Annotated in this window: 19 protein-coding genes; 9 read left to right on the top strand and 10 right to left on the bottom strand. The window is 53.9% G+C overall.

Annotated features, from left to right (window positions below):
* From IT971_RS12835 to IT971_RS12815, 5 genes are all read right to left on the bottom strand, one after another.
* Positions 1-2004, bottom strand: coding sequence for an acetyl/propionyl/methylcrotonyl-CoA carboxylase subunit alpha (locus tag IT971_RS12835; RefSeq protein ID WP_063095682.1), 2004 nt, complete (start codon positions 2002-2004; stop codon positions 1-3).
* A gap of 2 nt (positions 2005-2006) precedes the next feature.
* Positions 2007-2828 carry an enoyl-CoA hydratase/isomerase family protein gene (locus tag IT971_RS12830; protein WP_063095687.1) on the bottom strand — a complete coding sequence of 274 codons (822 nt, stop codon included), beginning with the start codon at positions 2826-2828 and terminating at the stop codon, positions 2007-2009.
* Positions 2829-2835: 7 nt separating this feature from the next.
* Positions 2836-4446: a carboxyl transferase domain-containing protein gene (locus IT971_RS12825; protein WP_063095692.1), complete on the bottom strand. Its 1611-nt coding sequence runs from the start codon at positions 4444-4446 to the stop codon at positions 2836-2838.
* A gap of 261 nt (positions 4447-4707) precedes the next feature.
* A complete protein-coding gene (locus tag IT971_RS12820; protein ID WP_007090319.1) occupies positions 4708-5316 on the bottom strand; it encodes a 2-hydroxychromene-2-carboxylate isomerase in 609 nt (202 codons plus the stop codon).
* A 126-nt stretch (positions 5317-5442) separates the two neighbouring features.
* Positions 5443-5916, bottom strand: coding sequence for an Lrp/AsnC ligand binding domain-containing protein (locus IT971_RS12815; RefSeq protein ID WP_007090318.1), 474 nt, complete (start codon positions 5914-5916; stop codon positions 5443-5445).
* A 185-nt stretch (positions 5917-6101) separates the two neighbouring features.
* On the opposite strand from IT971_RS12815, the gene putA reads away from it, so the two are divergent.
* The 3 genes from putA to IT971_RS12800 all read left to right on the top strand — a co-directional run bounded on the left by putA (position 6102) and on the right by IT971_RS12800 (position 11194).
* Positions 6102-9911: a bifunctional proline dehydrogenase/L-glutamate gamma-semialdehyde dehydrogenase PutA gene (gene putA, locus IT971_RS12810; RefSeq protein WP_063095697.1), complete on the top strand. Its 3810-nt coding sequence runs from the start codon at positions 6102-6104 to the stop codon at positions 9909-9911.
* Positions 9912-10174: 263 nt separating this feature from the next.
* Positions 10175-10804, top strand: coding sequence for a BON domain-containing protein (locus IT971_RS12805; protein ID WP_063095702.1), 630 nt, complete (start codon positions 10175-10177; stop codon positions 10802-10804).
* Positions 10805-10960: 156 nt separating this feature from the next.
* On the top strand, positions 10961-11194 hold the full coding sequence (locus IT971_RS12800; RefSeq protein WP_065702021.1) for a bacterioferritin-associated ferredoxin: 234 nt from the start codon (positions 10961-10963) through the stop codon (positions 11192-11194).
* Positions 11195-11303: 109 nt separating this feature from the next.
* Here IT971_RS12800 and IT971_RS12795 read toward each other — a convergent pair whose 3' ends face one another.
* The gene (locus tag IT971_RS12795; RefSeq protein ID WP_063095705.1) at positions 11304-12350 is read right to left on the bottom strand and encodes a Glu/Leu/Phe/Val dehydrogenase dimerization domain-containing protein; all 1047 of its coding nucleotides are present in this window, start codon (positions 12348-12350) and stop codon (positions 11304-11306) included.
* Between the two features lie 576 nt (positions 12351-12926).
* On the opposite strand from IT971_RS12795, the gene IT971_RS12790 reads away from it, so the two are divergent.
* Complete coding sequence (locus IT971_RS12790; protein ID WP_007090314.1) at positions 12927-13160, top strand: hypothetical protein; 234 nt, start codon at positions 12927-12929, stop codon at positions 13158-13160.
* Between the two features lie 89 nt (positions 13161-13249).
* Here the strand turns inward: IT971_RS12790 and IT971_RS12785 are convergent, their stop codons facing one another.
* The 4 genes from IT971_RS12785 to IT971_RS12770 all read right to left on the bottom strand — a co-directional run bounded on the left by IT971_RS12785 (position 13250) and on the right by IT971_RS12770 (position 17360).
* On the bottom strand, positions 13250-13843 hold the full coding sequence (locus tag IT971_RS12785; RefSeq protein ID WP_063095712.1) for a 2-hydroxychromene-2-carboxylate isomerase: 594 nt from the start codon (positions 13841-13843) through the stop codon (positions 13250-13252).
* A gap of 140 nt (positions 13844-13983) precedes the next feature.
* The gene (locus IT971_RS12780) at positions 13984-15174 is read right to left on the bottom strand and encodes a hypothetical protein (protein WP_223305138.1); all 1191 of its coding nucleotides are present in this window, start codon (positions 15172-15174) and stop codon (positions 13984-13986) included.
* Positions 15171-16304 (bottom strand): NAD(P)/FAD-dependent oxidoreductase, encoded by a 1134-nt coding sequence (locus IT971_RS12775; RefSeq protein ID WP_063095719.1) that lies wholly within the window; start codon positions 16302-16304, stop codon positions 15171-15173. The genes IT971_RS12780 and IT971_RS12775 overlap by 4 nt, the downstream gene beginning before the upstream one ends.
* 21 nt (positions 16305-16325) lie before the next feature.
* Positions 16326-17360, bottom strand: a complete 1035-nt coding sequence (locus IT971_RS12770; RefSeq protein WP_223305136.1) for a hypothetical protein — start codon at positions 17358-17360, stop codon at positions 16326-16328.
* 209 nt (positions 17361-17569) lie between these two features.
* On the opposite strand from IT971_RS12770, the gene IT971_RS12765 reads away from it, so the two are divergent.
* The 5 genes from IT971_RS12765 to IT971_RS12745 all read left to right on the top strand — a co-directional run bounded on the left by IT971_RS12765 (position 17570) and on the right by IT971_RS12745 (position 22486).
* Positions 17570-18469, top strand: coding sequence for a division plane positioning ATPase MipZ (locus IT971_RS12765; RefSeq protein ID WP_007090309.1), 900 nt, complete (start codon positions 17570-17572; stop codon positions 18467-18469).
* Between the two features lie 52 nt (positions 18470-18521).
* Positions 18522-19283 carry a VWA domain-containing protein gene (locus tag IT971_RS12760; protein ID WP_223305134.1) on the top strand — a complete coding sequence of 254 codons (762 nt, stop codon included), beginning with the start codon at positions 18522-18524 and terminating at the stop codon, positions 19281-19283.
* Positions 19284-19381: 98 nt separating this feature from the next.
* Positions 19382-20092: a DnaJ domain-containing protein gene (locus IT971_RS12755; RefSeq protein WP_063095887.1), complete on the top strand. Its 711-nt coding sequence runs from the start codon at positions 19382-19384 to the stop codon at positions 20090-20092.
* Between the two features lie 114 nt (positions 20093-20206).
* Positions 20207-21094 carry a UTP--glucose-1-phosphate uridylyltransferase GalU gene (gene galU / locus IT971_RS12750; protein ID WP_063095727.1) on the top strand — a complete coding sequence of 296 codons (888 nt, stop codon included), beginning with the start codon at positions 20207-20209 and terminating at the stop codon, positions 21092-21094.
* A 75-nt stretch (positions 21095-21169) separates the two neighbouring features.
* Positions 21170-22486, top strand: coding sequence for a UDP-glucose/GDP-mannose dehydrogenase family protein (locus tag IT971_RS12745; RefSeq protein ID WP_063095731.1), 1317 nt, complete (start codon positions 21170-21172; stop codon positions 22484-22486).
* The last annotated feature ends 9 nt before the right edge of the window (positions 22487-22495 follow it).

The raw sequence follows: 22495 nt of genomic DNA, 5'->3' as shown, positions 1-22495 counted from the left end.
CTATTCGGCCTCCTCTATGGCGATCAATTCCGCGCCATCATCAACCTGATCGCCAACGGCAAAGAATATCTCGCGGACCGAGCCCGAAACCGGTGCTGAAATAGTGTGTTCCATTTTCATTGCTTCCATCACCACAAGCTTGTCGCCTGCAGCAACAGATTGCCCCGGTTCCGTCAGAACGGCAATGATTTTACCGGGCATCGGCGCTGTTAACCCGCCACCGGCACCTTCCTGCCCGCCTGCGGCGGCAACCGGATCAAAAATCTCCAACCGGTCAGAACGTCCATCGCGGAAGATCGTCAGTCGATTGCCATCGTGAAGGACACTTGCGCGTTTGCGCACCTGATCAAGTGTTGCATGAATGGTCCCATTACCGCCGAATTCGGCATGGGCCGTAACCGAATTGCCGTCAGGCATATCGATGACATAACCGTGCGTGCGGTAATGCACCCTGATTTTCAGTTCTGCACCGTCATGGCGCAGGATCAGATTATGGTGGTTGTCATCATTCATCCGCCATCCCGATGTGCTGTGCCACGGGGAATAGGGGTCGCTGCTTTGCGCTGCATGGCTTTTGGCCTCGGCATCGCGACGCATCAGAATATCAAGGGTGGCAAAGGCCAATGCGTCATTATCAGGCACCGCCGGGGCAGGGATCAGATCGTCAAGATACTGGCCGATGAAACCGGTTTCGACTTCGCCGCGTTCAAAGGCCGGATGACGCGCAATATTGGCAAGAAAACCGGTATTGGTTGTCACGCCGACAATCTGTACATCGTTAAGTGCGGTTGCCATCCGGCGCAGTGCTGATGTGCGATCCGTATCCCAGGTGATCAGCTTTGCGATCATCGGGTCATAATGAATGGAAACCTCACCGCCTTCGTAAACGCCGGTATCTATCCGCACGTGATCATTGGCCGCGGGCATGCGCATATGCACAAGTGTGCCGGTGGCGGGCAGGAAATCATTGTGCGGGTCTTCGGCATACAGTCGGACTTCGAAGGCATGACCGTTAATGGTCAGTTCTTCCTGTGCCTTGGGCAGCTTTTCACCGTCAGCAACACGCAATTGCCATTCGACAAGGTCTTCGCCGGTGATCATCTCGGTCACTGGATGTTCGACCTGAAGGCGTGTGTTCATTTCCATGAAATAGAACGCACCAGACGCATCTAGCAGGAATTCGACCGTACCAGCCCCCTGATAACCAATCGCCTTTGCGGCATCAACGGCGGCCTTGCCCATCTGTGCCCGAAGATCTTCGGGCATGTTCGGGGCCGGGGCCTCTTCAATGACTTTCTGGTGGCGACGTTGCAGGGAACAGTCGCGTTCAAAGAGGTAAACCGCATTGCCATGACTATCGGCAAAGACCTGAATTTCGACATGGCGCGGCTTGACGATCAGCTTTTCAATCAGGCAATGATCGTCGCCAAAGCTGCTGGCGGCTTCTCGTTTGCAACTGACAAGGGCATCCTTGAAATCGGCGGATTTTTCAACCGCGCGCATGCCTTTGCCGCCGCCACCCGCCGATGCCTTGATCAGAACCGGATATCCGATCTTGTCTGCTTCTGCGGCCAGAAGATCCGGGTCCTGATCTTCGGCGTGATAACCGGGAACCAGCGGAACACCCGCCTTGCCCATGATTTTCTTGGCTTCGGATTTCGATCCCATCGCGCGGATCGCACTTGCCGGTGGGCCAACAAAGACACAGCCCGCTTTTTCAAGGGCATCTGCAAACCCTGCATTTTCCGACAGGAAACCATAACCCGGGTGAACCGCATCTGCCCCCGATTGTGCAATGACATCAAGCAAACGATCAACGCGCAAATAGCTGTCTTTCGGGGCTGGACCGCCTATGTGATAGGCCTCGTCGGCCCGTCGGACATGCAGGGCATTGGCATCCGCGTCGGAATAAACCGCGACGGTTTGGATGCCCATGCTGCGTGCGGTTTCAATCACGCGGCAGGCAATTTCACCACGGTTGGCGATCAGTATTTTGCGCAGCATGATTAATTCTCACTCCACTTCGCGGGGCGTTTTTCAAGAAATGCACTGACACCTTCACGGCCTTCGGCACTTGCGCGCTGATCGGCAATACGTCGTGCGGTATCGTCAATGACATCATCGTCAATCGGTTTGTTGGCAACCGCATAAATCAGCGATTTTGCTGCATCCATGGCACCCGGGCCATTCGCCAGCAAAAGCTTTGCCATGGCGTCGCCACGCGCTATCAGATCGTCACCTGAAACAATTTCATGGACCAATCCGATGGCGTGGGCGGTAGCGGCATCAAAACGCTCCGCTGTCAGAAAATAACGACGGGCGTGCGAGACGCCAATGGCCTCAACCACATAGGGAGAAATAACCGCTGGGATCAGGCCCAGTTTGACCTCTGACAGGCAGAAACTGGCGCGATCAGACGCAATCACAATGTCGCAACATGCTGCCAGCCCAACCCCACCACCAAAGGCCGCCCCGTTGATGAGCCCGATGGTTGGTTTTGACGCAAAGTTCAAAACCTTCATCAGTTTTGCAAGCTTGCGGGAATCTTCAAGATTTTCGTCATGGCTGTAACCGGCCATGCGCTTCATCCAATTCAGGTCGGCCCCGGCAGAAAAGCTTTTGCCAGCGCCGGACAGAAGGATTACCCGCACAAGCGGATCGGCATTCAGCGATTCCAGCTTGGCCGTCAGATCGCCGATCAGGATATCGTCAAACGCGTTGTGGATTTCCGGACGGTTCAGCGTGATGCGGGCAACGCCCGATGCGCTGATCTGGCACATCACGGCATCGGTTGATGGATTGGTGTTATCGGTGCTTACATTACTCATGCCAGCCTCACATCCGGAACACGCCAAAGCGCGTTTCCTCGACCGGTTTGTTAAGTGCTGCCGAAAGACCAAGCCCAAGAACCATGCGGGTATCGGCCGGATCAATCACCCCATCGTCCCAAAGTCGCGCAGACGCGTAATAGGGATGACCCTGTTCTTCATACTGGTCGCGGATCGGGCGTTTGAAGGCTTCCTGTTCTTCGACGGGCCATGTTTCACCGCGCTTTTCCTGTGCATCGGCGCGGATTTGGGTCAAAACGTTTGCCGCCTGTTCGCCGCCCATGACTGAAATTCTTGCATTTGGCCACATCCAAAGGAAGCGGGGGCTATAGGCGCGACCGCACATGCCATAGTTGCCTGCGCCAAATGACCCGCCGATCAGGACCGTGAATTTGGGAACATTGGCCGTTGCAACGGCGGTGACCAACTTCGCGCCATCCTTGGCAATGCCGCCACTTTCATATTTGCGCCCGATCATGAAACCGGTGATGTTCTGCAAGAACACGAGTGGAATACCGCGTTGGCAACAGAGTTCAATGAAGTGTGCACCTTTAAGTGCACTCTCGGAAAACAGGATGCCATTATTGGCAATGATCCCGACCGGATAGCCGAAAATGCGGGCAAAGCCGGTAACCAGTGTCGTACCATACTGGGCCTTGAATTCATCAAAGTCTGATCCGTCTACGATGCGGGCAATGACTTCGCGCACGTCGTAGGGTTTCTTGGAATCGCTTGGAATAACGCCATAAATTTCGCGCGGGTCATAGGCGGGGTCGCGCGGCGTGGTCAGGGTCAAACCGGGATTTTTCGTCCAGTTCAGGTTCTTGACGATATTGCGCGCAATCGACAATGCGTGGGCATCGTCCTGTGCATAGTGATCGGTCACGCCCGATGTCTTGCAATGAACATCCGCACCGCCAAGGTCCTCGGCCGAGACAACTTCGCCGGTTGCGGCCTTCACCAGGGGCGGGCCCCCCAAAAAGATCGTGCCCTGTTTACGAACGATAATGCTTTCATCGGACATGGCCGGTACATAAGCACCACCCGCCGTACAGGACCCCATGACAACCGCGATTTGCGGAATGCCTTTGGAAGACATGGTTGCCTGATTGAAAAAGATGCGGCCGAAATGGTCGCGATCCGGGAAAACATCATCCTGCCGTGGCAGGTTCGCCCCGCCGCTATCGACCAGATAAATGCAGGGCAGATTGTTTTCGAGCGCGATTTCCTGCGCGCGAAGGTGCTTCTTCACCGTCATCGGATAATAGGAGCCGCCTTTGACCGTGGCATCATTGGCAACGATGACGCATTCAACGCCTGAAACCCGACCAATCCCGGTGATGATGCCCGCAGCAGGAACGTCTTCATCCTCATACATGCCATAGGCGGCAAGCTGTGACAGTTCAAGGAACGGGGACCCGATATCCAGCAATTGACGGATACGTTCACGGGGCAGAAGTTTGCCGCGCCCTGTGTGGCGGTCGCGCGCGCGTTCACCGCCGCCAAGTTTGATCTGCGTGATCTGATCACGCAGATCGGCAACCAGTTTTTCCATCTGTTCGGCATTGTTGCGGAAATCTTCCGAGCGGGGATTTATCGCAGATTTCAGAACCGTCATCGTCAATTGACACCGTTTGTTGCCGGGGCTGTTTATGCAAGGAAACGGCCCCGTGGTGAATGGCGTTTATGACTGCTGTTATGGTGGAAGTTTACGTAAACGTCAAGATTAAATAGGTAATCCAGTACCGAATTTACGTATATCAAAAATGGACAGTATATTGGGATCGCGAAATGATATTTCGAGTGAGGGAAGGTGTCGCAAAATTCGTATATATTTTAATTGGTTATGGATTTTCGATGGGCGCGTTTTCTGATCGGATCAGTCGTCGATCTGCTTGCGTAGTTTGATCCAGCGTTCAAGATGTTCAAGCCGGTCATTGCCGAAAAATGCCTCGTCTTCATAGAAAAAGAACGGCGACCCGAAGGCGCCGCGTGCGATGGCTTCGTCGGTAACTTCGCGGACGTGTTGTTTCCATTTCGGGTTTTCGACGGCAGCGCGGATTTCTCCGGCATTGATGGAGTGCCGGGTGGCTGTGGCAAAGACAACTTCCGGGTCCGACATATCAAGCCCGTCGGCAAAATATCCGCGATAGACATCCTTGGCGAACTTGATCGCCAATGCGGGCTTGGTTGACGCAATCCAGTAATAGGCGCGGGTCGGGACCAGTGCGGCATAGGGGAATTTTTCGGGGATGCAGAATGGCGTGTTCTGCATCTTTGCGCAGCGTTCCATGTCGTGCCTGAAATAGTCGCCGCGGATTGGCTGGTCCAGCAGCGGGCTTTGCCCGGTTTGCTTGAAGGCTGCCCCGATCATGAACGGATACCAATTGACCGTAACGCCGGTTCTGGCCTCAAAGGCCTCTATGCGCTCCGCCGCAAGGTAACCATAAGGTGACGAGAAATCGAAATAGAAAGTGACTTCCGACATGTTGTGGGGCCCGTAAATAATGACGCGAAACGGTGTGCCACGTGGCGATACCGGCAAAGCCATCGGCAGGATGGCTTGGTCATAGTGTGCCACTAAGCATTTGTATTGCAATCAAAATGATCGAATTTACGGGATCGTTATGCCGGGGCGGACTTTTACTTCTTCCATGACGACATATGTATGAGTCTGGCTCACGCCCTGAACCGAAGACAGGCGTTCAAGGAATTCACGATAGGCATACATATCAGCAACCCGCAGTTTCATCAGGTAATCAAAACCACCTGCCACCATGTGGCATTCTTCGATTTCCGGCAATTTGCGGATCGCGGTTGCGAAAACGTCAAACACGTCCGGGGTTGTTCGATCAAGCGTGATTTCGACGAAAACCACCAGCGACTGGTTAAGCTTACGGGGATCGAGCAGGGCCATATAGCCGGTGATGAAGCCGTGTTGTTCAAGGCGACGGACACGTTCAAGGCAAGGTGTCGGGCTAAGATTGACGCGGCGTGACAGTTCGACATTCGACATGCGTCCGTCGTTCTGAAGTTCGCGCAGGATCTGTTTGTCGATCTTGTCCAGGCTTTTATGATTCTTCTGCATTTCTATCTATTAACCAGTGATAATGACTGCACTAAAAGTTTTTCTGTGGATGATATATCGTATTTTTAGCGAAAATGGCAGCACATTTTTTGAGTGCATATATATTGTCTGAGGCCACATGAGGAGAAAACTCTGCGTTCCCATAAGGAACCGGAGGATCGCATTCGCAGGGAGAAGCCATCGCCATGTTTCGCATTGATATGCCCCAGGCTAACGAAATCCGCGCCAAAATTCGCGAAACCTACCGCACTGACGAAGAAGCCGTTGTCGAGCGCATGATCAATGCCGCCCGACTGGCACCCGAGCAGTCAGCCCGTGTTCAGGATCGCGCCTATCAGTTGGTCGCCCGTGTCCGCAAAGCCGACAATGGCAAAAGCGGCATCGATGCACTGCTTCATGAATATGAGCTATCCAGCAAGGAAGGCGTCATCCTGATGTGCCTTGCAGAGGCACTTTTGCGCGTTCCCGATGCGGTCACCGCTGATAAACTTATTCAGGACAAGCTGTTTGACGCCAACTGGCAAAGCCATCTGGGCCATTCCGACAGCTTCTTTGTCAATGCATCGACCTGGGGACTGATGCTGACGGGGAAGGTGATCAAGTTCGGCAAGGCGGAAAAGGCCGATCCGGGCGCATTGCTTAAGCGCATGATCGCACGTTCGGGTGAACCGGTCATCCGTAAGGCATTCAACCATGCCATGCGCATTATGGGGCGTCAGTTCGTTATGGGCCGCACAATCGCAGAGGCCGCCGAACGGGCAAAAGCAAACGAAGAAAAAGGCTATCGTTATTCCTATGACATGCTGGGCGAGGCCGCCCGCACCATGGAAGATGCTGATCGCTATTTCAAATCCTATGTTGATGCGATCAACGATATTGGCAAGGTCGCCAATAACCGTGGCCCGATCAACAGCCCGGGTATCTCGGTAAAACTTTCCGCGATCCATCCGCGTTACGATTTCGCAAATTATGACCGTGTCATGAATGAACTTGTGCCGCGCCTCAAACAGCTTGCGCTACTGGCCAAGAAATATGACATCGGTTTCACCGTCGATGCCGAGGAAGCCAATCGCCTGGATCTGTCACTTGATGTGATCGGGGCGGTCTTTGCCGACCCTGATCTTGATGGCTGGGAAGGCTATGGTTTGGCGGTGCAGGCCTATCAGAAACGGGCGTATCACGTGCTTGAATGGCTTGCCGACCTGTCGGTCAAGGTTGGCCGCAAAATGATGGTGCGCCTTGTCAAAGGGGCCTATTGGGATACCGAGGTCAAAAACAGTCAGGAAAACGGATTCGAAGGTTATCCGGTCTTTACCCGCAAGGCAGCAACCGATGTTTCCTATCTGGCGTGCGCGCGTTTCATGCTTTCGCGTCGTGATGCATTTTATTGCCAGTTCGCCAGCCACAATGCCCACACGGTGGCATCGGTTCTGGAAATGGCCGGCAATGACCGGACATTTGAATTCCAGCGGCTGCATGGCATGGGCGAAGCCCTTTACGAACAGATCGTCGATAGGAACGGTGAAAACGTGCCGTGCCGTGTTTATGCACCGGTTGGCACGCACGAGGATTTGCTGGCCTATCTTGTTCGCCGTTTGCTTGAAAACGGTGCCAATACCAGCTTTGTAAACCGCATTCAGGACGAGCAGCTCCCGATTGAGGAAATGATTGCCGATCCGGTGGAAAAGATGGCCGCCCTGCCACGCAAGGCCCATCCGAAAATTCCTGCACCGATTGATCTTTATGGTGTGGGGCGCGTCAATTCCAAGGGCATTGATCTGACCGATACGACCAAGCTTCTGCCGCTGGCGGAAAAGCTGGCCTCGATTCAGGGTAAAATCTGGCATGTTGCGCCGCTGATTGATGGCAAGCTTGTCTCGGGCGAGGCTATTGATGTCTTCAATCCGTCAAACCGGAACGAAAAAGTCGGCGAACTGGTTCAGGCCGGTGAAGCCGATGTCGAGGCCGCGATTGTTGCCGCCGCCAAAGGTTATGAAATCTGGAACAAGACCGCGGCGACTGAGCGTGCCGCGTGCCTGCGCCGTCTTGGTGATCTTCTTGAAGACAACATGGACGAATTCATCGCGCTCTGTCAGCGCGAAGCAGGAAAGCTCTATTCCGACGGTGTTGCCGAAGTACGCGAAGCTGTCGATTTCTGCCGTTATTATGCCAACAGGGCAGAAGAAAGCTTCCGCGAGGGCAGCATCCTTGAAGGGCGCGGCATTTTCGTCTGCATCAGTCCGTGGAACTTCCCGCTTGCGATTTTCCTGGGCCAGGTCAGTGCGGCACTTGCCGCCGGGAATGCCGTGATTGCCAAACCGGCCGAACAGACGTCGCTTGTCGCGGCTAAGGCCGCCGAACTTATTCTTGCTGCGGGCGTGCCGGGGGGGGCATTCACGCTGTTGCCGGGGCCGGGGCGGGTGATTGGCAACATCCTGATCAATGACCCGCGTATTGCCGGGGTGGCTTTTACCGGTTCGACTGAAACGGCACAGGTCATAAATCAGGCGCTGGCAAAGCGCCCGGGTGTTCCGTTGCCTTTGATCGCCGAAACCGGTGGCCAGAATGCGATGATTGTCGATTCAACCGCATTGCCGGAACAGGTTGTTCAGGATGCGATCATTTCCGGATTCCAGTCCGCCGGGCAGCGTTGCTCGGCCCTGCGCGTCCTGTTCGTTCAGGAAGACATCGCCGATAAACTTTGCCACATGCTGGTCGGGGCGATGAAGGAACTGCGCGTTGGTGACCCGAAATTCCTTGATATCGACGTCGGACCGGTGATTGACGAAAAATCGCGCAAAACCCTTGTCGCGCATGCCGAACGCATGACCAAGGAAGCCAAGCTGCTGCATGCCTGTGACATCTTGCCCGAATGCAAGGACGGCACATTCTTTGCGCCGCATTGCTTTGAAATTCCGTCGCTTGATGTTCTTGAACGTGAGGTGTTTGGCCCGGTTGTTCACGTTGTTCGCTTCAAGGCGCGCGATCTGGACAAGGTTCTCGATCAGATCAATGCGTCCGGTTATGGCCTGACGATGGGCATCCATTCGCGTATCGACAGCACCGTGCGCCAGATTTCGCAAAAGCTGCGTGTTGGCAACTGCTATGTGAACCGCAACATGATTGGGGCTGTTGTTGGCGTGCAGCCGTTCGGCGGTCAGGGTAAATCTGGTACCGGCCCGAAAGCAGGCGGTCCGCACTATGTCGAACGCTTTGCCAAGCCGGTGACTGAAGCCGGTCAAAAGGCCGTTGGTAGTGCTGCCATTGCCGATGACCGTTCGCCAATCGTGATCAAGGCATCGCTGGCAGACGAGGAATACCGCTTCCTGCAGGCAGCACAGGTCAAATGGCAGGCGACGGATGGCAATGAACGTGTTCGTCTTCTGGAAAATTTCGCGGCCAAACTGGCAGCCGCCCCGGTCAGCGAATTGTCGGAAAATGCCGAACTGATCGCGAATTTTGCCGCAATTTCGGAAAACGGCTTTGTTGCGCCGACCCGGATGCCCGGGCCGACCGGTGAAACCAACGACCTTTATATGCTAGGACGTGGTGTCTATCTGGTTCAGGCCGAAAAGGATGCCGAGCCATCCCGGATTATCCGTCATATCGCCGCAGCCCTTGCTGCGGGCAATGCGGTAATTGTGGCAGGCGATCAGAAATGGCTTGGTGATCTTCCGGTATTTGCGCTCGAAGCAGGCCTCCCGATAAAGCTTATCGGCGTTGTGTCATCTAAGGTCGGCGTTGCCGTGATGTATGATGGCGATGTCGCCGGTGTGTCCTGTGTTGCGCCGCTTGATCGTGTAACGGCTTTCAAGCAGCTTCTGGCAAAACGTGACGGCGCGATCCTGTCGCTGATTTCCGATAGCGGTGCTGACGATGACGGTGCGTTGCCTGACGAAACATTCCTGCATCGTTTTGCGACCGAAAAAACCATTACCATCAATACGACGGCGGCGGGCGGCAACGCATCACTGATGTCGATGGAAGAAAACTGATCTTACGGATCGCTATATCCGTCACCAGAGACCGGGGTATATCGCCCCGGTCTTTTTCTTTGGGGGCGATATTGTGTCTTTGTGTTGCGACGAAACATGCCCAGGCCATTGTGCGCGGGCTTTTTTTCGTCATAATCGCCTGCCACAAGATGTGCCGGAACTACGGGCAGTTCAGGGCGTTAAAGCTTTATTGCGATCTGCTGTATTAGTGGTTCGAAAGAATTTGGATATGTCGATCCATCGGCATGAGAAGGAGCTAAAAGATGATCACGATTTCCCGAGGCTGGCGCAACGCGATGAAAGCTGTTTCGGTATGTGCCTTGCTGGCGACGCCGCTTGCGGCCTGTGGGCCGTTACAGATGCCGCTGGAAGACCGGACCGGGAATGACCAGTGGCTTGATACCCAGATCAAGTCAGGCATCCTTGGCGAGTTCTCTAAGGTCGACCATACCTACCTTATCGACGTGAATGTCGATATCTGGAAACAGCAGGTGATGGTCACCGGCATGGTCGATTCCAAAGGCAAATATTTTGATGTGATGTCGCTGGTCAAACAGGACAGCCGCATCAAGACTGTCTATGACCATCTTGAAGTCGCAGATGCGGCAACCATCAAGGCCTATCACAAGGCAGAAGACGAATATGGCAAAAATGCCGTGCCGGCGGATTCGGCGACACAGACAGGGTCAGACGTTTGGATCGAAAGCCAGATCAAGGCATTGTTATTGGCCGAAAAAGGTGTCAGTTCGGTGAACTACCGTTGGCAGTCCGTGAACAATATCGTCTACATCATGGGTGATGCCCAAAGCAGCGAAGAGCTCGACAAAGTGCTGTCAATCGTTCGTCGTATCAAGGGTGTCAAGCGCGTCGTCAGCCATATCGCAACTGTCTGATCACCTTGTGATTAAAAGATTTTCTCGTGATCCCCTGCAAATCTGCCGGTTTGCGGGGGATCTTTTTTATCTGCGTGTTGCAAAAGTGTTTGAAAACTATTCGCATGTGGATTACAGGTAGGTTGCTGTCATTAATAACTGATTGCAATTACGCCGATGTATGTTTGCATTTGTAACGCCATAAAAGAACGCGATGTTCGTCGTGCCGCCGAGGAAGGTGGCGCAACGCGCCCTGCGGACGTATTCCGTTTTCATGGCTGTGCCCCGCAATGCGGGAAATGCGCCTGCCACATGCGTGCGGAATTGCTTCAGGCGAAAACATGCGGCAACTGCGATTGCGATGATGCGGCGGCGGTTACGGCAAACGCGATGCCTGTTGCGGCCGAATAAGCTCCAATATAGATCGGGAAATTTTGATGAAGCCTCCGCAAGCGGGGGCTTTGTTGTTTTCAGACCCGGAAACCTGCCTGCGTTCCGGGAATGCAGGCAGGTTTGAAAATCAGCGCTTCCCGAAACGTTCCTCGGCCAGGCGGTCTGCAACAAAACCGGTCGACAGGTTTTGGCGGTCTGCACGTTCAAAGATTTCGCGCACGGTGGCGGCGATACCTTCGATATGCTTGTTGGTTTCGCTCACCGGCCTGCCTTCGCGGCAATAATAGACTTCGACAACGCCACCCGCATTGATCACATAATCCGGCGCATAAAGAATGCCCGCCTCGCGCAGCATTTCGCCGTGTCGGTCGGCTTCAAGCTGGTTGTTGGCGGCACCGGCAATGATGCGGGCGCGGATTTTATCGATGCTGCGGTCGTTAACGACCCCCCCCAACGCGCAGGGGGCCAGAATATCGGCATCAATGAACAGGATTTCGTCGGTTGAAACCGCAGTAGCACCGAATTCTTCGACCGCCCGGTTAACGCTGTTGGCATTCAGGTCCGACACAACCAGTCGTGCACCCGCCGAATGCAGCATGCGACACAGGTGATAGCCGACATTACCAAGCCCCTGAACGGCAACACGCAACCCCGCAAGATCGTCATGACCGTTTTTAAAGCGAACCGCTTCTTTCAGGCCGATAAAAACGCCGTAGGCGGTGAAGGGTGACGGATCACCGGTCCGTGCTGGATCTTTGCCGTCATTAATACCACCGACATGCTTGGTCTGGCTGGCGATCTGTTCCATGTCAGCCGGGCTGGTGCCAACATCTTCGGCCACGATGTAGCGACCGCCAACCCGTTCAACAGCCCGACCTACTGCGCGAAACAGCTCGGGCGTTTTCTGACTGCGCGGATCACCGATAATAACCGATTTGCCGCCACCAAGCGGCAGATTTGCAAGCGCTGATTTATAGGTCATGCCACGGGACAGTCGCAGCACATCGTGAATGGCCTCCTGTTCCGACGCATAAGGCCACATACGGCATCCGCCCAGCGACGGGCCAAGATTGGTATTGTGCACGGCAATAATGGCCTTGAGGCCGGTGTCGGGATCACTGGCGAAAACAACCTGTTCATGGCCGTCAAATGCGGTGTCGGAAAAAACGTTCATCCTGGTGTCGCCTCCTGGCGCAAGCTCGTTATTCTGCAAGGGGCGGTCCCTTGATTATTCCTTTATGTTTGATGCTTCGGGCTTTTGATCAATTTCAAAATCACCTTTGGGTTAAAAAAGACCGTTTCGGTAAAACGCGCGACAAAAGATGGAATTTTGTGATCGTGAGGAGAATGCTTTGAAATAATCTTTCGCGTACTGAAATGCGTATTTTGCGATTTATGGTTATCTTGTGCATTTGGCGTTGCGCGTCGCGATCCCGTTTTTGTCGTTCAAACGGCGCTTGAAAGGTCGAAATCCAGACATAAGGGTACACTGAAAGAGACAAGTTGCGCTGCGATAGGAATTCGTGCTGCACCGCAGAATTACGCCATTTTGGACCCAGCCATGCAAAACCGTCACACTTCAATCCGGATCAATTCATTTAAATATGGAATCCAGCCGGATGATTTACGGCTCGTTAAGCCACTTGTTACACACTCGTGGTTGGGCGTTTCATTTTTATGAAATTCCCGGTTCAGGACACAGGCGGCGTCGGGCGGGCGCCGCAGGCAAAAGTAAGGAGACCGGGTGGACATGTCTGCTTTCACAGACCCACGCCAAACCGTTTATCAGGTTGAACTGCACAACCAGGCCGTTCGTGAATGCGTCAAAGAGAATCGTTCCCACGAGGTTTTTGATGATCGCTGGGCCGATGTGCAGACCCACGAAGTTGCTGCCAAGGACGAATACAAGGCACTTGCCATGATCGAAAACACCTACCCGTCTTGCGACGGTTTTGTTGTCGATCACGTCAAACGCCGTGACTAACCGGCACAACGGGATTTCCGGCCAGCGGCCAAAACAACAAGGGCGGGTTTCAACCCGCCCTTGTTGTTTTCTGTAATGATCGGAATGTCTTACTTCGCAAGTGCGCGATCAAGAAAATCGAGCCGGTCCTGTCCCCAGAACATTTCGCCATTGGCAAAATATGTTGGAACGCCAAAGATATTGTCTGCTTTTGCAGCTTCGCTGTTGGCATCATAAATTTTGGCAATCGCCGGATAATCGGCATGTTCGATGTATTCGCCCGACAATCCGTTCGTCACAAGCGCATCGCGGACGACCTGTGGCTCGGCAATATTGCGATCTCGAAGCCAGACATCCCCCATCAGCGTATGGATCAGTCCGGTCGGATCCTTGCCTTCGTCCTGAACCGCGATAATGGTGCGCGCGGCCAGTGTTTCGTCCACGGGAAACGCGGCAGGGGTCAGATTGACCGGAATGTTCAAAAAGTCTGCCCAGCGCTTCATTTCGACCATGCGATATTCCTGGCGCGGTTTGGGGCGTTGCGCCAAGGGAACACCGCCGCCATGTTGCCAGACATCCGCTGCCCGGCATGGCTTATGGATGATCGGTGTATCATGTTTGCGTGCGATTTCGACAACGCGGTTAAACCCGAAGAACGACCAGGGGGACTGAACAAAGAAATAATGGATGATGGGCGTAGACATTCAAAACCTCCGGGGGCTGCCTGTCAGCGGCATATTGTTTTGGAATGATGCAAGATTGCCCGATCTGCTCTGTCACCGTCAAATGGTCTGACGGCATATCCCGGATTTGTGATGAATTCGCAGGTGGCCATGATCAGGATCTAGTAATCCAGCCACCAGCTATATTCATTCAGCCCGCCCAGCACCACACCATCAAACCCAAGCTTCATGATACCGCCCAGATAGCTGTTTTCGCTGCCGAACATAATATTCTGCCATGCCTGTGACCAGTAATAGACATGGTGTTCCTGCCCCCAGCGCGCGTCAAGGTTGCCTTCGCCGATGAATTCCGGGCTGCCCGCACGCCAGTTATTCTGCCAGTAGTAGCGATATGTTTCAGCCGTTCCGATATTCAGATAGGCAAGGATGGTGCGCGGCGTGCCGACTTTTTTATAACGCAGACGCTTCATGTCGTCATAGGTCAGCGGGATTGTGCCGCGATGGAACGGATCAATGATCAGGACATCGTAATTGGTATCGATCATTGCGTCGATAAATGCGTCCTTGGTTCCATAAGGTGAGCTGTCGAGCACGATCGCGTAATTTTTGGCTTCGCGAATATTATCGATGATATGCGGGTTCGCACCAATTGGTGTGCGCGGTACTTTCGCCAATGTCGAAAGCTGCTTATCGGGCGGCGGAGCCGCGTAATAAAGTGCGTTAAGGTCCCGCAACTTCTGGCGTGCGGCCTGCTGTGCATCGCTTTTATCGGTGTAGTCCAGCGCGAAATATTCAAGCCCGGATGATTTCATACGATCCAGATAGCCAAGGATATATTTGGTTTCCTCGCTATCTGTGGGCTCGCCATATTTGTCGAAACCGTAAAACGGGGCTTCGATCATGATACCGTCAAGCGCACGCAGATAATTGCGTGCAGGCTCTGCCGTCCCGCGCGATGCAAACAGTGTGGTTTCAAGATATTCCGTCAGTTCCAGACCATTAAGGGCAATGATCGAAAAATCGCTGCGATAGGATTTCGCCCACCGGCTAAGCTGAATGACGAAATCTCGCATTTCATCGGCAAACTGAACATCCGGCTTTTCCGTTCCGGTTGCCTCGCTTCGTTTGCTCGGTGAACTAAGACTGTTGGGGGGCGGAACGAAAGGTTCCAACTGCTGGGCGTTTACCGGAGCTGTCAACGTGACAGGCGCGCAAAGGCTGCCAACTACCAAACCAAAGGCGACAAGGCTGCGTTTCCAGCGAAATCTGCTTTGCGGATTTCTGGTCAATTTGCCCGAAACTTTTCCCCGGCTCAAATCGCGTACTTTTTGCCAGTTTGCTTCTGCCATCATGACGCTGCCTTTGCCTGCGGTCGTGAAAGGACATTTTCGACATGGTCCGCTATTGCAAGGCATGCCGTCAATCCCGGTGATTCAATGCCATAGAGTATCACCAGGCCATCAATGCCATGGGCTTCGCGATCCGAAATCAGAAAGTCGCGGGCGGCTTCGCCCGGTGCCTGAATTTTTGGTCGGACGCCGGCATAACCGGTTTGAAGGGCATTTTCGTCCAGTGACGGATAGTATTTGCGAATGGCAGCTGCAAATCCCGCACGTTTTTCTTCGGGCACGTCATAGTTCGGTTCTTCAACCCAGGTCACATCCGGGCCAAAACGCGCCTGCCCCCCCAGATCAAGGGTCAGATGAATGCCAAGCCCCGCCTGTTCGGGGGCCGGATAAATCAGGGTGGAGAAGGGGGCCTTGCCCGAAAGCGTGAAATAGCATCCGCGTGCATAATGCTGTGGCGGAATGCTCTGGTCTGGCAGGCCGGTAAAATTATGCGCCAATGTTTGACTATGCAGGCCCCCGGCGATCAGAAGCTCGGCACAGGTCAGGCTCATCTCCTGACCGTCGCGGTCAAGCGTTTCGATGGCAAAAATACCGTTTTCAAATTTCGCGGACACAACATCGGTATTAAGTGCCAAAGTTGCCCCGTTTGCCTCTGCCTCGCCCAATAGGGTCACCATCAGCTGATGGGAATCAATAATGCCGGTTGACGGGCTTTCAAGTGCTGCCACGCAATTCAGGGCCGGTTCGCGCGCAATCGCGTCATGTCCGTCAAGCCAGACAAGGTCATGGACCCCATTTTCACGTGCCCGTTTTTCAATGTCGCGCAGGGCGGGGATCTGATCATTGTGGGTTGCGACAATCAGTTTGCCGGTTCGTTTATGATCAATGCCGTTTTCTGCGCAATAGCGATACAGCATATCGCGTCCTGCCACGCAGAACCTCGCCTTCAGACTGTTTTGCGGATAGTAAATGCCGGCATGGATGACTTCGCTATTGCGTGCGCTGGTTTCGGTTCCGATTGCATCGTGACGTTCGATAATCAGAACTTCCCGACCTGCTTTGGCCAGGGCGCGTGCGCAGGCAAGGCCGACAACGCCGGCGCCGATAATGACGGTTTGAATATCGGTGGTCATGTTGAAAAAATTGTCCGGGGCTTAAGAGTTGATCTGACGGAAATAAACGGCCTGTCCCTGATTATCCTGACCTTCGCCGGTCACACTGCCGGGGTCTTCGCTTGTGTAATGGCCACGTGCAGATGCCCCGTCGTCACAGAACACGTACCAGCTGCCAAACGGCAATGTGTTGCTTTGATAAGCGCCGCCATCATGCCGCCAGATGCCTTCACAATGGCGAAGGTCACTATCGATAATCATCGTGCCTTCGCCGGAGGGCTGATCAAATTTCAGCATTCCCTGTCCGCGTGATCCTTGCCAGTTGGTACTGATCGGTAATCCTTCGGACGGCGTGTCTGTCGTATTGCTATCTGGAAGTGCCGCTGGCGACGGTGTTTCGACAATTTCCGGGGTTGCTTGCGTTGACGGGATCACGACACCGTCGGGAAGCTGCACGTCAAACCGTGCAAAGAAATTAGCCCCGAACAGCTGCGCATCAACCGCATCAAGCTGTTTAGGCGGGGCTGTGAAATCTGTCATGGTCTGGCGCGCGACCGGGTCACAATAGTAACCAAGCAGGCGACTGCCACGCACCGTTGGTTTATCCGGGTTCCATTGACCGACAAACGACACGCATTGTGAACCGGCGCGAATGAAGGGGGTCATTGCAATCGGCCCGTATCGGGTATCTTGTATGAAATTCATGCCATTGGTGGTACTTCGTCCGCGTAATCCGTCAAACATCTCCAAAAGCTGTTCGGACGACATTTGATTGTTAAAGGCAAAGCCCGGGGCGGAAGTCGAAAAAACGCTTTCAACAAACAGATCATCGCTTGCGCCTTTGATACTGCCTTCCGCCGCAGGCGACAGCCAGCGACCAACAAAAACGGTACTGTTTTCGCGATATTGTCGCAGAAAGACCGTTGTAACCGGTATATCGGATTTAAATGAAAGCGGGCTCTGATCCGCTGGAATCTGCTCAAACCCGCCAACATCCTGCGCGTTCGCAGACGACATTCCGGTCATCATCAAAGTGCTGGCAATTACGCCACCCCAAAGGGCCCCCCGATTGGTCACTTTGCGTCCTTCCTTCATGTTATTGCTGGTGAAATCATTTTTCCCTACTCCTATCTTTACCTGTACGGTGATAGATTGGCTAGGGGCCAGTAGACAACTTGCCTTCAATGAAATTCTTTGTTCTTGATTTTTACGGGCAAAGACGCTCATTGGAAGCAGGGTTTCGGCCCTGGGGACAGAAAATTGCCTGAATAACGGAGCAAACTTCAATGACGGTGCACGAGACCAGCGCAACCGGGGAAAGCGCAGGCCAACAGATCGCTACCGCCAAGCAGCCAGGCGCGAAGCGCGCCCATGTGATCGTGATTGGCAACGAAAAAGGTGGATCCGGAAAGTCGACAACGGCGATGCATTTGATCGTATCGTTGATGAAAATGGGATTTTCCGTTGGTTCGCTCGATATTGACGCCCGTCAGGGGACACTGACCCGATATGTTGAAAACCGAATTTCATTTAACGAACAGAAAAAGCTGAAACTGCCTGTTCCGGATCATCGTCCGATTTACCGCAGCGAGCTTGATGATGGCAATGCCGCCAAGCTTGACGAGCGGGAGCGTTTCACCAATGCACTTGGCGAACTGGTGATGGGCTGCAATTTTGTGGTGATGGATTGCCCGGGCAGTGACAATTACCTGTCGCGTCTTGCGCATTCCTGCGCCGATACGCTGGTAACCCCGATTAATGACAGCTATATCGATCTTGATATGCTCGCCCGGATCGATCCGGACACCCTTGATATCAAAGGACCAAGTATCTATGCCGAAATGGTCTGGGATGCACGTAAACGCCGTGCAGCGGTAGATGGCGGTACCATTGACTGGATCGTCATGCGTAATCGTCTGTCACATCTTGATGCACGCAATAAACGTGATATCGCCGAAATCGTTGACAAGCTGGCAGCGCGTATCAGGTTCCGTGTGGCGCCCGGCTTTGGCGAACGCGTGATCTACCGGGAATTGTTCCTGAAAGGTCTGACCCTGCTTGACCTTCGCGAGAAGGGGGTGGGAATCCCGCTTAGCATGTCACACATGGCAGCCCGGCAGGAAGTTCGTGCGTTGCTTGAAATAATCGGCTTCACACCGGCAGATGGCGAAGAGTTGCCGATCTGATATAAGCGCCCCTATATCAGGGTGATAGTGCCCTGAAAAATGGTTGGTGCCCGTGCCCGGAAACAAATCGACACCCGAAACACAAGCCAAACAGCAAAGCCGTGTTGCGTCTGATGTTTCAAACCATACAGACGTGACCGCCTTTGTGAAGCAGGCGCGCACTTTGGCTGCTGTTGCACCGGCTTCTGGTCCTGCGCAGGGGCGTTTGATCTTTGCGATGGATGCAACGGCCAGCCGTCAGCCAAGCTGGGACAGTGCCGCAGTTCTGCAGGCTGAAATGTTTGATGCCGTCGCAGGCATTGGCAGCACACTGGATATTCAGCTTGTTTTCTTCCGTGGTATTTCGGAATGCAAGGCCAGTGCCTGGTATCGGGATGCGGCAAGGTTGCGTGACTCCATGACAAAAGTCACCTGTCGTGCGGGGCATACACAGCTTGCCCGGGTGCTTGGTCATGTTGAAGGGCAGGCGAAGGATAAAAAGATCAACGCCTTGATTTATGTCGGGGATTGCTTCGAGGAAGATATCGATAATCTTGCCGGACTGGCGGGGCAACTGGCGTTAAAGGGGATCAAGGCATTCATGTTTCAGGAAGGATATGACGTGAAAGCCGAGACTGCCTTCCGCGAAATTGCCCGGATCACCGGTGGTGCTTTTGCCCGTTTTGATGCCAGTGCAGCAGGCCGTTTACGCGATTTGCTTGGCGCGGTTGCGAGTTATGCGGTTGGCGGGATCAACGCGCTCGAGGAATACGGCCACAAAACATCATCGCAGGATGTCAAATTGCTGGGCTCCCAACTGCGGAAACCCCGATAATGCAATGGTTCTTGTTGGGGATAGGGCTTTTCGTTGCTGCCGGATTTATCATCAGATGGTTATCGTCAGCCGAGCCAAAGCACGTCAGAAAGATCGGTATGTGGGTCGTCGTTCTGTCGCTGGGCGTGCTGGCAGCGTGGTTGCTTCTGACCGGAAAGCTTGCGGCCATGGTTGCCGCCCTTGTTGCTGCCATACCCTTCCTCTCTAGAATCCTCAAAATTGGCTTATTGTGGCCATTATTGCGCAGGATGTTCGGTTTTGCCCGCTCTGGCGGCGGCAGGCCTTCCGGGCGTGCGTCTGCCGGTTCAGGACGGGTATCGGAGATAAAAACGGATTATCTGCACATGTATCTTGATCACGACAGCGGTCAACTGGCTGGCACAATCGTGCGCGGCTCGATGATTGGGCGGGATCTGGATACGCTCGGGGTTGACGAGATGCGCGTGCTTTATGTTGAATGTTGCGGCGCACAAGATCAAAGCCAGACTGTTCTGGAAACCTATCTGGAACGCCGACCGGATTGTTCAGGATGGCAGAACTGGCAGGCGTCCCGGGATGAAAATGATAATGGAAACGGCCGTGCCGGAAACGATTACGAGCAAGCTGACAGTGGATTTCGCAGCGGAGAGATGAATGCAGGTGAGGCCCGAAGAATCCTTGGTGTTTCCGAACAGGCGACGCGCGAGGAGATTAATCGGGCCTATCAGGTCCTGATCAAGGCAGTTCACCCGGATCATGGCGGATCAGATTATCTTGCATCCAAAATCAATGCGGCCCGGAGCCTCCTGTTACAGCTTTTTAAAGATTGAACTGAACAAACAGCGCACTCGCTTGATCCGCGTTCTTGAAATGTGGCAGAAGCATAAGATTGGCCGAATGCGAATGAGGCGGGTATGACGCGGTCAAAACAGAGGAAAAAAGGCATGTCGAAGCGAATCAAAAAGGCTGTATTCCCGGTTGCGGGTATGGGAACCCGTTTTTTGCCAGCAACCAAGGCAATGCCCAAGGAAATGCTGCCAGTGGTAGACAAGCCGCTTATTCAATATGCTGTTGAAGAGGCAATCGCGGCGGGCATCGAAGAATTCATCTTCGTAACCGGTCGTGGCAAAACCGCAATCGAAGACCATTTCGACCGTTCTGCCGAACTCGAAGCGATCCTGATGGAGCGCGGCAAACATGATGCGCTTGAAACCTCGCTTGCGATGATCCCGGAAAATGGTCGTGTGACCTATACCCGTCAGGGCAACCCTCTGGGGCTTGGTCATGCCGTATTGTGCGCCAAATCTCTTGTCGGTGACGAGCCCTTCGTCGTTCTTCTGGCCGATGACCTGATCCAGTCAAAAGTGCCTTGCATGAAGCAGATGGTCGAAAGCTATGGCCGGACGGGTGGCAATATGGTTGCCGTTATGGACGTCCCACGCGAGGAAACCCAGCGTTACGGCGTGCTTGAAGTCGAAGGCACCAATGGCCGACTGGTCAGCGCCTGCGGCATGGTTGAAAAGCCCAAGCCCGAAGACGCGCCATCGACCTTGTCGGCGATTGGCCGCTACATCCTTGATCCGGGTATCTTTGAAATCCTTGAGAATATTCCGCGCGGTGCGGGCAATGAAATCCAGCTTACGGATGCTCTGGCGGCCATGATTGGAAAAGTTCCGTTTTACGGCTATCGCTTCGAAGGTCGTCGTTTTGACTGCGGCAACAAGATCGGTTTCCTGAAGGCCACCATGTCTTTCGCGCTGGCACGCGAAGACATGCGTGATGACGTTCGCAATCTTATTCACGAATTCGCCGCTGGCGAAGCCGCGGAATAATAGAATTCACTTAATATATTTTGGCAGGAGCCGGGACAGACTCCTGCCAATGACGACTATTGGGGTAAAGCATCCATGCGCATAGCAATGATCGGGACCGGATATGTGGGGCTTGTCTCCGGTGCCTGTTTCTCGGAATTTGGCACTGACGTTATCTGTGTTGATAAGGACGAAGCAAAGATTGCCCGTCTTGAAGACGGCATCATGCCGATCTACGAACCGGGCCTTGATGTTCTTGTTGAAAATAACGTCAAGGCGGGGCGTCTGACATTCACGACCGACCTTAAGGAAGGCGTGAAAGGTGCCGAGGCGATCTTTATTGCCGTTGGCACGCCGACCCGTCGTGGTGATGGTCACGCCGATCTCAGCTACGTTTATGCCGCAGCCGAAGAAATTGCAGACGCAATGGAAGGCTTTACTGTCATCGTGACCAAATCGACCGTACCGGTCGGCACGGGGCGCGAAGTCGAACGCATTATTCGTGAACGGCGACCGGATGCGGAATTCGCGGTGGTTTCCAACCCCGAATTCCTGCGCGAAGGGTCCGCAATTGGTGATTTCATGCGGCCGGATCGTGTTGTGATCGGAACGACCGACGAACGCGCCCGTGACGTGATGCGTGATCTTTATCGTCCGCTTTATCTGATTGAAACACCGATTGTCTTCACCTCGCGCGAAACGTCGGAAATGATCAAATACGCGGCCAATACCTTCCTTGCAGCCAAAATCACCTTCATCAACGAAATCGCCGATCTTTGTGAAAAGGTTGGTGCCGACGTTCATGATGTTGCGCGCGGTATCGGGCTTGACGGACGTATCGGAAAGAAATTCCTGCATCCCGGGCCGGGTTATGGCGGGTCATGCTTCCCGAAAGATACTTTGGCGCTGGTACGCACCGCACAGGAACATAACAGCCCGCTGCGCATTATTGAAACTGTGGTCGATGTAAATGCGCAGCGCAAAAAGGCTATGGCTGATCGCATCATTTCGGCCTGTGGTGGCTCGGTTTCGGGCAAAACCATCGGTATCCTCGGGCTGGCGTTCAAGCCTAATACCGATGATATGCGCGATGCGCCAAGCCTTGACATCGTGCCGGCCCTGATTGCGGCGGGCGCAACGGTCAAGGCCTATGACCCGGAAGCCATGACAGAAGCAAAAAAGCTTCTTGAAGACATAATTTATTGCGATACCGCCTTTGACACCCTTGAAGGTGCCGATGCGATGGTGGTTCTGACCGAATGGAACGAGTTCCGCGGGATGGATCTGGATCGCATCAAATCTGCGCTGAAACACCCGATCGTGGTGGATTTGCGAAATGTATATGACCCCGGCGAGATGGCAGAACAGGGTTTCAGCTATTCCTGCATCGGGCGTGCATCAATCGGAGGCTAAGTTAGAACT

The sequence above is a fragment of the Thalassospira sp. B30-1 genome, from assembly GCF_015767575.1.
In the GTDB taxonomy this organism is placed as follows: Bacteria; Pseudomonadota; Alphaproteobacteria; order Rhodospirillales; family Thalassospiraceae; genus Thalassospira; species Thalassospira xiamenensis.
This window is presented reverse-complemented; position numbering and strand designations above follow the sequence as displayed.

Coding starts and splice junctions, on each gene's coding strand:
- IT971_RS12775 (WP_063095719.1), bottom strand. CDS start 16,304: ATGACCACCGATATTCAAACCGTCATTATCGGCGCCGGCGTTGTCGGC.
- IT971_RS12790 (WP_007090314.1), top strand. CDS start 12,927: ATGTCTGCTTTCACAGACCCACGCCAAACCGTTTATCAGGTTGAACTG.
- IT971_RS12780 (WP_223305138.1), bottom strand. CDS start 15,174: ATGATGGCAGAAGCAAACTGGCAAAAAGTACGCGATTTGAGCCGGGGA.
- IT971_RS12745 (WP_063095731.1), top strand. CDS start 21,170: ATGCGCATAGCAATGATCGGGACCGGATATGTGGGGCTTGTCTCCGGT.
- galU (WP_063095727.1), top strand. CDS start 20,207: ATGTCGAAGCGAATCAAAAAGGCTGTATTCCCGGTTGCGGGTATGGGA.
- IT971_RS12830 (WP_063095687.1), bottom strand. CDS start 2,828: ATGAGTAATGTAAGCACCGATAACACCAATCCATCAACCGATGCCGTG.
- IT971_RS12815 (WP_007090318.1), bottom strand. CDS start 5,916: ATGCAGAAGAATCATAAAAGCCTGGACAAGATCGACAAACAGATCCTG.
- IT971_RS12800 (WP_065702021.1), top strand. CDS start 10,961: ATGTATGTTTGCATTTGTAACGCCATAAAAGAACGCGATGTTCGTCGT.
- IT971_RS12765 (WP_007090309.1), top strand. CDS start 17,570: ATGACGGTGCACGAGACCAGCGCAACCGGGGAAAGCGCAGGCCAACAG.
- IT971_RS12805 (WP_063095702.1), top strand. CDS start 10,175: ATGATCACGATTTCCCGAGGCTGGCGCAACGCGATGAAAGCTGTTTCG.
- IT971_RS12755 (WP_063095887.1), top strand. CDS start 19,382: ATGTGGGTCGTCGTTCTGTCGCTGGGCGTGCTGGCAGCGTGGTTGCTT.
- IT971_RS12795 (WP_063095705.1), bottom strand. CDS start 12,350: ATGAACGTTTTTTCCGACACCGCATTTGACGGCCATGAACAGGTTGTT.
- IT971_RS12820 (WP_007090319.1), bottom strand. CDS start 5,316: ATGTCGGAAGTCACTTTCTATTTCGATTTCTCGTCACCTTATGGTTAC.
- IT971_RS12825 (WP_063095692.1), bottom strand. CDS start 4,446: ATGACGGTTCTGAAATCTGCGATAAATCCCCGCTCGGAAGATTTCCGC.
- IT971_RS12785 (WP_063095712.1), bottom strand. CDS start 13,843: ATGTCTACGCCCATCATCCATTATTTCTTTGTTCAGTCCCCCTGGTCG.
- putA (WP_063095697.1), top strand. CDS start 6,102: ATGTTTCGCATTGATATGCCCCAGGCTAACGAAATCCGCGCCAAAATT.
- IT971_RS12835 (WP_063095682.1), bottom strand. CDS start 2,004: ATGCTGCGCAAAATACTGATCGCCAACCGTGGTGAAATTGCCTGCCGC.